This window comes from Spirochaeta dissipatitropha (assembly GCF_054657935.1).
On record NZ_BAAHXT010000006.1, the window covers coordinates 255,445 to 267,800 of the forward strand.

10 protein-coding genes are annotated in these 12,356 nt (G+C 49.9%); 6 read left to right on the forward strand and 4 right to left on the reverse strand.

All coding sequences use genetic code 11. From position 1 onward, the window contains the following. The first annotated feature begins 23 nt into the window (after positions 1 to 23). Both ACYQ2L_RS09545 and ACYQ2L_RS09550 read left to right on the forward strand, forming a co-directional pair. On the forward strand, positions 24 to 437 hold the full coding sequence (locus tag ACYQ2L_RS09545) for a hypothetical protein (RefSeq protein ID WP_460054515.1): 414 nt from the start codon (positions 24 to 26) through the stop codon (positions 435 to 437). 3 nt (positions 438 to 440) lie between these two features. After that, entirely contained in the window at positions 441 to 845 is a 405-nt protein-coding gene (locus tag ACYQ2L_RS09550; RefSeq protein ID WP_460054518.1) for a (deoxy)nucleoside triphosphate pyrophosphohydrolase, read from the forward strand. A gap of 3 nt (positions 846 to 848) precedes the next feature. Here the strand turns inward: ACYQ2L_RS09550 and ACYQ2L_RS09555 are convergent, their stop codons facing one another. Further along, positions 849 to 2,153 (reverse strand): glucose-1-phosphate adenylyltransferase, encoded by a 1,305-nt coding sequence (locus ACYQ2L_RS09555; RefSeq protein WP_460054522.1) that lies wholly within the window; start codon positions 2,151 to 2,153, stop codon positions 849 to 851. A 110-nt stretch (positions 2,154 to 2,263) separates the two neighbouring features. On the opposite strand from ACYQ2L_RS09555, the gene ACYQ2L_RS09560 reads away from it, so the two are divergent. Beyond that, positions 2,264 to 4,615, forward strand: coding sequence for a DEAD/DEAH box helicase (locus tag ACYQ2L_RS09560; RefSeq protein WP_460054525.1), 2,352 nt, complete (start codon positions 2,264 to 2,266; stop codon positions 4,613 to 4,615). Next, positions 4,602 to 5,795 (forward strand): ribonuclease H-like domain-containing protein, encoded by a 1,194-nt coding sequence (locus tag ACYQ2L_RS09565; protein ID WP_460054528.1) that lies wholly within the window; start codon positions 4,602 to 4,604, stop codon positions 5,793 to 5,795. The genes ACYQ2L_RS09560 and ACYQ2L_RS09565 overlap by 14 nt, the downstream gene beginning before the upstream one ends. A 55-nt stretch (positions 5,796 to 5,850) precedes the next feature. Here the strand turns inward: ACYQ2L_RS09565 and glgA are convergent, their stop codons facing one another. From glgA to ACYQ2L_RS09580, 3 genes are read right to left on the reverse strand one after another with little or no spacing between them, the layout of a single operon-like run. Beyond that, positions 5,851 to 7,305, reverse strand: a complete 1,455-nt coding sequence (gene glgA / locus ACYQ2L_RS09570; RefSeq protein WP_460054530.1) for a glycogen synthase GlgA — start codon at positions 7,303 to 7,305, stop codon at positions 5,851 to 5,853. Beyond that, positions 7,298 to 8,131 carry a GNAT family N-acetyltransferase gene (locus ACYQ2L_RS09575; protein ID WP_460054534.1) on the reverse strand — a complete coding sequence of 278 codons (834 nt, stop codon included), beginning with the start codon at positions 8,129 to 8,131 and terminating at the stop codon, positions 7,298 to 7,300. The genes glgA and ACYQ2L_RS09575 overlap by 8 nt, the downstream gene beginning before the upstream one ends. Beyond that, on the reverse strand, positions 8,128 to 9,846 hold the full coding sequence (locus ACYQ2L_RS09580) for a glycoside hydrolase family 3 protein (RefSeq protein ID WP_460054539.1): 1,719 nt from the start codon (positions 9,844 to 9,846) through the stop codon (positions 8,128 to 8,130). The genes ACYQ2L_RS09575 and ACYQ2L_RS09580 overlap by 4 nt, the downstream gene beginning before the upstream one ends. Before the next feature lie 109 nt (positions 9,847 to 9,955). On the opposite strand from ACYQ2L_RS09580, the gene flgN reads away from it, so the two are divergent. Together flgN and flgK are read left to right on the forward strand one after the other, a co-directional pair. Next, complete coding sequence (gene flgN, locus ACYQ2L_RS09585) at positions 9,956 to 10,456, forward strand: flagellar export chaperone FlgN (RefSeq protein WP_460054542.1); 501 nt, start codon at positions 9,956 to 9,958, stop codon at positions 10,454 to 10,456. 20 nt (positions 10,457 to 10,476) lie between these two features. Beyond that, positions 10,477 to 12,354 carry a flagellar hook-associated protein FlgK gene (gene flgK / locus ACYQ2L_RS09590; protein WP_460054547.1) on the forward strand — a complete coding sequence of 626 codons (1,878 nt, stop codon included), beginning with the start codon at positions 10,477 to 10,479 and terminating at the stop codon, positions 12,352 to 12,354. The last annotated feature ends 2 nt before the right edge of the window (positions 12,355 to 12,356 follow it).

Consider the following 12,356-nt stretch of genomic DNA (forward strand, 5'->3'; position numbering starts at 1 on the left):
TAGGGATGAATTATCATATCAGTATGATACAGTTATATATAGTGTCGGTTTTCAGTCTTGTTCTGTCCGGTACCATTCTGGCTTCACCTCTTATCGATGAAAAGATCACTCTTCCTAAAATTTTTAACCGTGAAATGCTGGAATCTCCGAATTTTCAGCTTCTTGCAGCCCTTATTACTTTCGTAACGGGATTCCTGCAGTTTCTGTTTGCACCGTTCGGAGGAGTCGCGGTAATCGGTAACCTTTTTCCCGCACTCGGGGGTATAATAGCTGGTTTCAGCATTGGCCTTCTGTACTATCAGGCCAAGGCAACCGTCATTTCCCCACGGCTCGAAAAGATTATTGATGTTTTTATTGGAAACAGGGATGTAGTCGGGGTTCTTGTACTGATTATTGCGCTGCTGCATTTTCTGCTTCCAACAGTGATATTATTGTAGCCGATGCCTCTGTCAGTCGCCGCAGTTTTTTATAAAAATGGACGGATTCTCCTCGCCAAAAGAGTTCCAGGAGGAAGTCTCAGTGAATGCTGGGAATTTCCGGGAGGGAAGGTGGAAGATGGAGAATCAGCCGCGGAAGCTCTGGATCGGGAACTGAAGGAAGAGCTGGAAATTCAGGTTCAGGTCGGCAAATGCATTGCAGAGGGAAGCTTTATCCATCGAGGTCAGGAGAGGCGTCTGGAAGCCTATCTTGTTGAATGCGCAGAAACAGATCTCGACAGCCTTGTCCTTCATGAACACACTGAGACCTGCTGGGTTTCATGTGCAGAAATAGCGGATTATAATCTGGCTGACTCAGATCGCAGTATCCTTCCGCAGGTGATATCCTCCCTGGATTGTGCTGACTGAGCCCTATATTCTTGATCCCGGGGGCAGCATGGTATTCTTCGGGATAACAATAATACCATCCTTGACATGGAAGTGTCCAAAATCGCCATCTTCATAATGCTGCCTTTCGAAACCTATGCTGCTGTTCTCACCGATACGTGCATTCTTGTCAATAATCGTACCGCGGATTCTGCATCCTCTTCCGACACCAATGTCCGGAATTCCACGGCGCCGGTTCAGTTCCCGTTCTGAAGGCGTCTCATAGTAATCCGCTCCCATGCAGACGACACCTTCCATTTCAGTGCCGCTTTCAATCAAGGTCCGGACCCCGATTACAGAATTCTGGATGTTGGCATTGGTGATGATACAGCCATCGCCACATAGAGTCTGGTGCATGAAACTGCTGTTGAATTTGGTTGATGGAAGGTCGCGTCTGTGAGTATATATCGGCATGCGTTCATCATAAAAATTGAAATCCGGGTTGATTGAGGCTAAATTCAGGCTAGTGTTATAGAAAGACCGGATGGTTCCTATGTCCTCCCAGAAGCCATCGAAGATATAAGCATTTACATTACCTCTGGAAATAAGCATGGGAATAATTTCGTTACCGAAATCCGTGAATTGATTGTCCAGTGCTGATTCCAGGGCATATGCATCGAAAATATAGATACCCATGGATCCCAGGTAGATTCGGCCTTCATCCCTGGCCCTGTCCGAGGGTATCAGGGCAGTCGGTACCTGCATGGAGCTGATATCTTTGGCCATTGAGGGTTTTTCTACGAATTCTTCAATGAATCCTTCTTTATTGGTTTTGATTACACCTAGCCCCGTTGCCTGCTCGCGGGTCACCAGCGTCCCGGCAATAGTAACAGCTGCATTGCTTTCCAGATGCTGACGGTACATCTCCGCGAGATCCATCCGGTATAGTTGATCCCCTGAAAGAATTATGTAATGGCTTGGATTCTGATTATTAAAATGATGGAAGTTTTTCCGCACGGCATCTGCGGTGCCTTCATACCAGCCGCTGTGATCAAAGGTCTGCTCCGCTGCCAGAATTTCAACAAATCCTCTGGAGAAAGAATCAAAGATATAGGTGCTGGAGAGGTGAAGATGCAGAGATGCCGAATTGAACTGAGTCAGAATATAGATTTTCTTGAAGTCGCTGTTTATGCTGTTTGATATGGGTATATCAACAAGTCGGTACTTCCCTCCAAACGGAACAGCTGGCTTTGCCCGATCCTTGGTTAATGGATACAGGCGTGCACCTTTTCCACCTCCGAGTATTATTGAGAGTACATCACTGCCGCCAGATTCCGCTCTTTTCCGCATGTTTTAAATAGTAGGGCCAGCTGGCGGTACAGTCAACAGCAGGCTGATATAATTTTCATACACGTGAAAATCTGTTATGCTTACTGCAGTAGCAGAAACGGGGAGGCAGGATGCAGAATACCAGGCTGGAGAGCATCGTTGGTGAGCTGAAGTCGGACAGTTCTTTTATGGAGAATGTTGTTCACTGGCTGGAGGTTCCTGCCAGAAACGGGAGTTTTCTGGAAATCCCCGGGGATATTGGTGTGAGTCTGAAGACCGGGCTTCAAAACCGAGGTATCTCCCGGTTGTACTCGCATCAGGCTGAATCTTATGAGGCCATAAGATCCGGCAAATCCGTGGTTATTGTCACGCCGACAGCCAGTGGAAAGACCCTCTGCTACAATCTGCCTGTTCTGCAGGCCATTATTGAGAAGCCCGAGACCAGGGCGCTGTATCTTTTTCCCACCAAGGCCTTGAGCCAGGACCAGCAGAGTGAGCTGAACGGTCTGGTAGACGGGCTTAATATCAAGGTTGCTACTTACGATGGTGATACGCCTTCTTCGGTTCGGGCCTCAGCTCGATCAACAGGTCAGATTGTTATATCAAACCCGGACATGCTGCACTCTGGCATTCTGCCCAATCACCCTAAATGGATACAGTTTCTGCGTAATCTGAGGTATGTGGTAATCGATGAAATTCATCAATATCAGGGGGTGTTCGGATCCCACACTGCCAATCTTGTCCGGAGACTCCGGCGCATCTGCCGGTTCTACGGGGCAGATCCGGTATTTATCTGCTGTTCGGCAACAATCGGTAATCCACGGGAGCTTGCAGAGGCTGTGGTCGGCCTGCCCGTGGCTTTGCTGGATAGGAGCGGAGCACCGCATGGAACCCGTCATATGATTCTCTATAATCCGCCATATGTTGACAGGGTTCAGGGAATCCGTAAGGGAATTCCTGCCGAGGCCAGAAGTCTTGCGCTGCGTTTTCTCAAACAGGGTATCAAGACGATTGTGTTCGCAAGGTCAAGAATGTATGCCGAACTGATCGCCGGGTATCTGAATCAGAGTCTGCATAATGTATACAACGATAACCAGGGCATCCGGGTAGAATCATATCGAGGGGGGTATCTTCCGAACGAGCGACGCGATATTGAGCGGGGATTGCGTGAGGGCAGCGTACACGGTGTAGTTTCTACCAACGCGCTGGAGCTTGGAATCGATATTGGAGGTCTGGATGTTGCGATACTAGGGGGGTATCCAGGGTCCATTTCTTCTGTCTGGCAGCAGTCCGGCAGGGCAGGCAGAACAAGTGACCATGCTCTTTCGATTCTGATAGCCGGATCGGCTCCACTGGACCAGTATGTCATGCAGCATCCGGACTTCTGTCTCGCCGGTAATCCTGAGCGTGCTTTTGTTGATCCGGAAAATCCATATATCCGCGCCGATCATATCAAATGTGCAGCCTTTGAAATTCCCCTGAATCCTGAGGACGAATTCTTTCCGGATGCTGCTGATTTTGCGGAGCTGCTATGTGAAAGCGGAGTACTGCGTTTTACCGGCGGCAGGTATTACTGGGCGGAGCGCAGTTATCCGGCTGAGGGGGTTTCGCTGAGGAGTGCTGTCTCCGAAAATGTAGTGATAATTGACCGTACCGGCGGGAAACACAGAGTAATCGGCGAGATGGACAGAGTCAGCGCAAAGGAGCTGATCTTTCCGAAAGCAGTGTATCTTCACAGAGGTGAGCAGTATCAGGTAGAAGAACTCGATATGGAGAATCGGCGCTGCTATGTCAGCGAGTCTACGGTGCAGTATTATACAGACGCTCTGGTAAAACGCCAGATTCAGGTTCTGGAGGAATTTGAATCCCGATCCATACCCGGTGGGGAACTGCGGATGGTAGATATTCTTGTGAGAAGTCAGGCCTCGAAATACAAGAAAATCCGCTTCCACAGTCATGAAAACGTCGGCTATGGAGACATCTCTCTTCCCGAGGAAGAAATGCATACACGGGCTGTGGTTTTTCTTTTTCCACCGGACTCAGCTGCCGGGAAAGCCCTTGAAGGGAGCCTTCCTGAATCACAGCCTGGTCTCATTGCACGCCTGGGATACCTCATGCGGAATGTAGCTCCGGTATATGTGCTCTGCCGAAGCAGCGATATCGGAACAGCAGAACGTATCCGGGATCCACATTATGGTGTTCCTGCTCTGTATGTATTTGATCGTTATCCGGGTGGTACAGGTCTTGCCGAGGCTATCGCCGGTGGTATTCCTGTCATATTGAGAGCTGCAGCAGAGCTGGTAGATGCCTGCGGCTGCGAACAGGGATGTCCTGCCTGCATCGGTGTGCGGGATACAGAAAATGAGGTTGATCCTGATCCGAGAAATGCAATGCAGCTTTTTCTTCATTCATGGCTCGGAGGCAATCTGCAAGGTAGTAAGGCTGCTGTAAAGCTCCTTGGAGACGAGCGTGGATCTTGCTGAAAGACTGCGGCAACGAAGGAATATGCTCAGGAAAAGTACCGCGGATGCCCCGGAAAAACAGCCTTTCTGTCTGGCCGGCTGGCATCAGCTATCCGGACATCTCTGGACACGTGAGCTGGGTTTTCCCGTCCCGGATTGTCCCCAGCTGTCTCGTGGAAAAGTCTCTGCTGATGAGCACAATGATATATTCCACCGCCTTATCCGGAAGGACGATTTTGAGCTGCTGTTCCTGAAGAACTCCGGACTCTTGTTTTTTGACATTGAAACCACGGGACTCTCGGGAGGTGCAGGAACCAGTATTTTCCTGCTCGGAGCCGGCGCCCTTGAGAATCAACAGTTCCGGCTTGTCCAGTGGTTTGCATCAGATTATCCCGGAGAGTCAGATCTCCTTCAGCATTTCGCTGATTTCTGCAGTGGCTATAAGGTTCTTGTATCCTATAACGGCAGGAGTTTTGACTGGCCCCTGCTGCAGACGAAAGCAATAATGTCGGGAATCGATCTGCCTGTACTCCCTCATATCGATCTGCTGTATCCCTGCAGGCGGCTTTACCGATACTTTCTGCCTGACTGCTCACTGTCAACAATCGAGCGTGAGATTCTTGAAATAAAGCGGGATATCGATATTCCCGGACGCGAGGTGCCTGAGTGTTATTCTTCTTTTCTGGAAAATAACAATGCTGCTGTTATGACTCCGGTATTTGCTCATCATGTTCAGGATATCTGCAGTCTGCAGCGACTGCTTCAGCATCTCAGGTGTCTTGTGCATCCAGAGCTTGTCTTCCAGACTGCATGTGATGTGCGTAATCTGGCTTCACTTGCGGCAGCCGCCGGGCATGATCCAGTTGATGTTCTGCGGCAGGGAATGGACAAATTATTCGCTGGAGAATACCGGAGCGGTTATATACAGCTACAGCTCAATCGTTCCGGTAGGTTATTGCTCTGGGTGCTCAAGCGGCAGGGGAAGTGGTCGGAGGCAGTAGATCTGCTAACGCATCTACAACAGGTTTTCGGAGTAAATGACAGTTTCTGTGCAGTTGAGCTATCCAAAATCTATGAACACAAACTGAAAGATTACGGGGAGGCTTTGCGTGTACTTCAGCCTGCAGACAATGCAGAGGGAATTTCTCACAGGCGTCAGCGATTGGAGAGAAGGATAAGCAGCTGGAGAAATCAACTATAAGCGCTTCCGCCCGGGTTTCCTGTTTCAGATCACCGCCGACATCAGCTATACTTTATCAGATATCTCTTGGGTATTTTGCTGTCCAGGCAATGGTTCGGGTATAAAGATCCAGATATTCCTTCGCAGATTGCTCCCAGTCAAAGCATTCCTGCATTGCCTGAATCTGCATTGTTCTGAATTGGGAGGGGTTTCTGGTGTAGAGACGAACGGCCCTGCTGACTTCGTGTTCGATAGATCTGGCATTTGCATGCTTCATCAGGAATCCGGTCTTTCCGTCACGTACCGTATCAGCAATTCCTCCGGTTCTGGTAGCTACAGGCAGGCTGCCATATCGCATGGCATAGAGCTGACTGAGTCCGCAGGGTTCATATAGCGAAGGCATCAGAAAAAGATCTGAAGCAGCCGCAATTCTGTGTGCAAGTCCTTCATCATATCCTATAACTGCTACGCAGTTCGAATTCCGTTCCTGGATAGCCTGCAGTTCCAGCTCGCACCAACGTTCCCCTGAACCCAGGATCACTACCTGAACTTTCTGGCCCTGACAGATGCTTTCCAGAGCCGCGTGATAGGGGTGTGCAAGTTCATAAATACCTTTTTGAGAAACAAGCCTGGTGACCATGCCGATCAAGGGTATTCCCTCAGCCTCCTCAAGCCCTGTTTCGCGCTGAAGTAGACGTTTGCATTCCGCCTTGCCGTTCAAATCAGTGTGGGAGTAATTGACCGGAATATTTTTATCATGAGACGGATCCCATTCATCGTAATCCATTCCATTTGTAATGCCGCTCAAGCGCTGTGCATGCTTCCTGACGACTTTTTCCATTCCGAAACCGAACTGCTGCTGCTGGATTTCCCGGGCATAGGTTCTGGAAACGGTTGAAAACTGGTCTCCGCAGGTAATGCCTCCAGCCATGAAATTCAGCTTGTCATACAGAATCAGCCCGCAGTGTTCAGCCTGGTGACGGTTAAGTCCGATATCTTTCAGGTGATCAATACTGAAATCACCCTGGTAACCGATGTTGTGTATAGTAAACAGGAAGGCATTACTGCTGCCGTGCTGCCGGAGAAATGCTGGTATCAGTCCACTCTGCCAGTCATGGCCATGTATAATGTCCGGCTGCCATTTCAGTGCAGAACACAGTACTGGCACAGCTGCACAGAAAGCAGCATAGCGGATCAGATTATCTTCATGAGCTTCATCAATCCGTGGACCGTATACGCCTTCTCTTGCAAATAATTCCGGAATATCAAGGAGATATGCAGTAACAGATTCAATGTGTGTTTCCAGAACCGAGGCTTCGAAAACACGGCTTCCCATCCGGATTTTTCCGATATCATGTTTTTTAACGCTCTCGAATCGACATTCCAGGTAGTTAGGGAGGAAAATACGGACATCTGTTCCTAATGCTTTCAGGTGCTTTGACAGCGCACCGACGGCATCAGCCAGACCGCCGATCTTGACAATGGGATGCGCCTCTGAGGCTGTCATCAATACCGAAATTGAATCAGACATAGGCAATAGCATAACCTCCCGCGCGTGAAAATCCAAGCTTACGGTACAGAGCTGCGCCGGAAATATTTCCGGGCTTGACGAAGAGGCTTATATTGTACCGATCAGCCCGTAATGCTTTCATCAAGCCTTTTAATGCCAGGCCTGCAAGCCCTTGGCTCCGCCATTCCGGCATTGTATATACTCCGCCGATTTGATTGCAGTTCAGCCCCCTGGCATTCGTATGTGCCTTGGCCAGGAAGTGTCCTTCATGAAACACCCCGTAACCGATGTGACGTTTGAGCATATAGCGCAGATTTCTCGCGACAGTTTCTTCATGGAGCATATGGCCGGGGAGCAGGACTTCTTCACGTTGATATCCTCTTTCAAGTGGTAGTATCAGGGAGAAATGAGAAGGATCAAGCGGGAGCAGCTGGAAGCCTGGCGGGATCACGAGCCGTAAAGGAGTTGGAGCCCGGTGCATGAGATGGTATGGGATATATTCACGAGGATGTATTCCTGCTGCATGCAGATAGAATCGGAGATTTGCATCCATACCCATGATCGTTGCAGGACTATAGTTTAATTCCGGCAGGGAGGCATCAGGATTATTTCTGAAACCGGCGGTGAACCAGGGAAAGGTGTACCCTGATTTTTCCTGGAGTATTATACCCTCGGGGAGTGAGTCTCTGCTCGAACTATGTATCCATACCTGGCTGGAAGTAAGTGGACGGAGCAGGCGATCCGTAAGTGCACTGTATTCCCATTCATGCAGATTACCCAGGAGTTCTGCCAGGATTGCATATTCTCTTCTGGACAGTAGCTGCCAGGGAGATCTGCGGAGTATCATCTGCTTCCCTCTATCAGGCTCTGGATCGGCATTGTCCCGCGGGCTTCTATAGTACCCTTCAGGACAGAAAATCCAGCTCTTGCAGGATCATCAGTCCATCCGTATACAGCTACTCCGCGCTGCACCCAGGGTACAGTACTTAGGTATACAGGGGAGAGTAGTGAAAAAACTATTACCTTGTCCGCATAAGCTTCCAGCTCCTGCAGTACCTGTCCTGAGTTCGGATCACTGAGGGCATAGATAATATAATCGTAGCGCTCAGCCATTTCACGTACCTGAAGCCTGTCTCGGCTGTTGCTGAAATAGAAATTCCGGTTCTGGAAGCGGTATTCATCGGCTCGAGGAAAAAACTCCCTGCCGACCCGGAAGAATGCGGTGTTGTGTCCAGTAAGCAGGATTCTCTCGTCTCCTGTAAATTCCGGCAGTTTTTCGCTCCCTATGAGACTGACACTCCTGGCTGCCTGCCCCATAAAAAACTCACGAGCTGTTTCACTGGGCATCATATTCGGCAGATTGCTGCTGTCGGGAAACAACGGGACGCGGTATTCGGGATCATGCAGATAGCGAAGCTTGGTCTTGATTATTCTGCGAGCTGAATTATCTACGGTTTCTGCAAATTCAGGATCGGAGTAATAGTTGGAGACAAGCTGCCGCCAGAGTTCACCGTTAAGTTCAGGTGTTGTTGAGAGCATGATCATATCACTACCGGTACGGATAGCCCGAATAACCAGGCCCGGAATTTCCTCACCATAGCGGTAACCGTAATCCAGCGCACCATACATGTAGAGGTCATCTGTTACTATCAATCCCTCAAAACCAAGTTGCTTCCTGAGCAGTTCACGATGAAAAAAATTGGAGAAAGATGCTGGTGTATCATCTCCGCTGATCAGAGGGAAGCTCAGATGGCCGCTCAGCAAGGCGGGAATATTTTCCGCTATGAGCATGCGAAAGGGCAGTAGGTCTCTCTCCCAGAGGGTATCCAGATCCACCTCAACAGTTGGAAGCAGGAGATGTGAATCTCCGGAGGCGGCGCCGTGTCCGGGAAAATGTTTACCGGTTGCAATGACTCCATGTATCTCGTGTCCCTGGTAAAATGCGGTTCCTAGAATTGCGGTCTGAAGTGGATCATCACTGAATGCTCTCGGGCCAATTACATGGGCCTCAGGATGCGTGTACACATCAACGGTTGGCGCAAGATTCATGTTCACACCCATCAAGCGCAGTTCTTCGGCAATGATCTTTCCCGATTGAAACGCATCGTGACTCAGGCCGCTGGCTCCGATTGCAAGGTTGCCGGGCGTTATGGATGTCAGGTCCTTGATGTGCCTGACCCAGCCCCCTTCCTGATCCGTGGAGGTGATGATGGGTATTCCGGTTCCCTGGTGGGCAGCAGCCTGTTGCATGAGACTGATTGAATCTGCAAGGTCAGGTACATTGTTGCCGTTCCAGCCAAAAATCTTGACTGCTCCGATATTTCTTTCATTTATCCACTGCATGAGCAGTGGAGATGGCTCGACACTCGGCCATCCAATCATCAGCATCTGGGCCAGGCGCTCTTCAGGACTCATCCGGAGCAGGATCTGTTCGGCATGAGCTGGCAGATCCTCAAACTGTTCATAGAAGAAGGTGTCCGGATTTTTTTCCGCGAAAACACCGGAGAAGGGCAGGGTGCTGAGAAGCAGTATCAACATAAATCGGACAGCAGGCTGTTTCATATTCGCGTCCACTATACCGCAGGCGCTGCTTACCGGCAAGTAAGAGAAAATGATGATTTTACTCTCAGGATTCCGCGCCGAATGCCGACATTGAGAGAAAGGAGTAGCTATGCAGATTCAGCCTGAGATTGACGGTCTTGCCCGGACACTTGAACAACAAATAGCATTGCTCACAGAGCTTGTGCAGCATGAGCGTGAAATGCAGAAAGCTGTGATTCTCAAGGACTGGAACGCCATGCAGCAAGCCCTGGACAGCATTCAACAGCTAAGTGAGGAAATCTATACCTGTGAAAATGAGCGGGTGATCAGATTCCGCGATCTGCTGGCTGTGCTGTCGCTTCCTGCTGATACCGGTTTTTCTCTTATGACTGCTGGTTTGAGCAGTCAGAACCGTCTTCTGCTCGACTCACTCTACCGCCAGCTCAAGGCGGTTGTCAGTCAGGTGCAGAATATTACAGGCGGGATTGATGCTTATATCAGCAGCACAGTTACAACTATGAATCAGATTCTTGAGGAACTGTTCCCCTCATCCCGCGGAGATGTATACACCCGTTGTGGAAATGTACGCGGTGCTCAAGCCGCCGCAGTGATGATCAATCATCAGCTTTAAGTGAACAGGCAGGAGGTCTTATGCAGTCTACCTTTTCCGGTATAGAAATCGCAAAACGCGGGATTATGGCCCATAATGTTGGTTTGCAGACAGTCGGACATAACCTCAGTAATGCCTCAAGCGAGGGCTACAGCCGGCAGCGTGTAGAACTGCAGGCCTATTCACCGCTGGATAAACCCGGTCTGAATCGAGCCGAGCGGCCGGGGCAGCTGGGTCAGGGAGTAGAGGTTGCCCGGGTCAGCAGAGTACGGGATATGATTCTCGAAAACAGGCTTGTGAGTCAGGCCCATGGCGAGGAATTCTGGAATGAGAAACAGAAATACCTTCGAATGGTAGAGCAGGTATACCTCGAACCCGGTGAGAATTCCGTCCGTAACCTCATGGATAGATTCTGGGATTCCTGGCAGGAGCTTTCTGTGCATCCTGACCAGATGGTTCCGCGTCAGGCTGTCCTGGAGCGGGGAACGGCCCTGATGGATGGAATCAGAGGACAGTATCATGATTTATACCGTATACAGACAATGCTCGAGGATGAGATCAAGGGAGATGTTCACACCATAAACCAGCTCAGCCGGGATATTGCCGCCTTGAATCAGGAAATAGTAAAGGTGGAAGCTGTCGGAGATAACCCGAACGATTTATATGACCGGCGCGATCTGCTTGTCGAGCGGCTTGCTCTGACGGTAAATATTGAAACAGATAACCGCAGCCCAAATGAATATTCAGTGTATGTCGGTGGCAGGAATATTATTCAGGGCTCAACATTCAAGACACTTGAGCTGCGGCCGGATCCGAACAATAACGGTTTTTCCGATGTAGCCTGGGCAGACAGTGATGAATTGTTCAACCCTCGCGGAGGAAAACTTGCCGCTCACCTTGAGCTTCGGGATGTCGACCTGCGTGGAGAAATCCAGCGGCTGGATAATATGACTATTAACTTCGTTGATCTGGTGAATGAGGTGCACCGAGCTGGTTCAGGTATGAACGGACGCAGCGGTGTTGATTTTTTTGTCGAGCGTCCGGCAGTTAACAATGTACTGGGAAATGTGGACAGCAATGGCGATGGCACCTTTGACAGCAGTCATATCTTCCGGATTAAAGGCGCAAACAGACTTGAACCCAAAGATCAGCTTGGTATACAGGGTGAGATTACACTGTCAGGGCCCAATGGACCGGTCTCAGTTGTGTATAACCCTACCGACAGGGTAGAGGATGTAGTCCGCCGGATTAATCTCTCCGGTGCAGAGGTGGTAGCCCGCCTGAACAGGAATAATGAACTCGAACTGAAGGGAACTCCATCAGCGAACCCCGATAACCCGGATTTCGTAATCCGCGAGGTACAGGACAGCGGCCAGTTTCTCGTTGGCCTTGCTGGTATTCTCTCTGCAACGGGACTTGACGGGGCTTATTCTTTTGCCCAGGCAGATGCTGTTCTTAACCTGCAGGTTGGAGTAGAGAATCTGGCAGTCACTCCACAGGCGAATCCCTCTGCCTGGCTTGAGGTCAATCAGGCGATCCGCAGGGAACCCGCTTCAATCGCAGCTGGTTTCCCTGAAAACGGGCGTGCAGCAGAAGTCGGTGACGGAGGTGCGGCCCTGGAGATTTCCCGTCTCAGGAATACACCGGTTATGGTAGGACAGATTGCAAGTTTTGATGATCATTTCGCCGAGGCGATAGCAGATATCGGATTGAAAGGTCAGGAAGCTGAACGATCCTGGCACACAGAGCGTCAGATAATGAAAGATCTGCGTGACCTGCGCGATAGTATATCCGGTGTGAATATCGATGAGGAACTGGCACAGATGATAAAATTTCAGCATGGATATAATGCAGCAGCAAGATATATGAGCACCATCAATCAAATGCTCGATACGCTGATCAACCGCTTGGGGGTATAGTA

Excerpts from the sequence above, each read along its gene's own strand:
- ACYQ2L_RS09545 (WP_460054515.1), top strand. The coding sequence starts at position 24 with ATGATACAGTTATATATAGTGTCGGTTTTCAGTCTTGTTCTGTCCGGT.
- ACYQ2L_RS09550 (WP_460054518.1), top strand. The coding sequence starts at position 441 with ATGCCTCTGTCAGTCGCCGCAGTTTTTTATAAAAATGGACGGATTCTC.
- ACYQ2L_RS09555 (WP_460054522.1), bottom strand. The coding sequence starts at position 2,153 with ATGCGGAAAAGAGCGGAATCTGGCGGCAGTGATGTACTCTCAATAATA.
- ACYQ2L_RS09560 (WP_460054525.1), top strand. The coding sequence starts at position 2,264 with ATGCAGAATACCAGGCTGGAGAGCATCGTTGGTGAGCTGAAGTCGGAC.
- glgA (WP_460054530.1), bottom strand. The coding sequence starts at position 7,305 with ATGTCTGATTCAATTTCGGTATTGATGACAGCCTCAGAGGCGCATCCC.
- ACYQ2L_RS09575 (WP_460054534.1), bottom strand. The coding sequence starts at position 8,131 with ATGATACTCCGCAGATCTCCCTGGCAGCTACTGTCCAGAAGAGAATAT.
- ACYQ2L_RS09580 (WP_460054539.1), bottom strand. The coding sequence starts at position 9,846 with ATGAAACAGCCTGCTGTCCGATTTATGTTGATACTGCTTCTCAGCACC.
- flgN (WP_460054542.1), top strand. The coding sequence starts at position 9,956 with ATGCAGATTCAGCCTGAGATTGACGGTCTTGCCCGGACACTTGAACAA.
- flgK (WP_460054547.1), top strand. The coding sequence starts at position 10,477 with ATGCAGTCTACCTTTTCCGGTATAGAAATCGCAAAACGCGGGATTATG.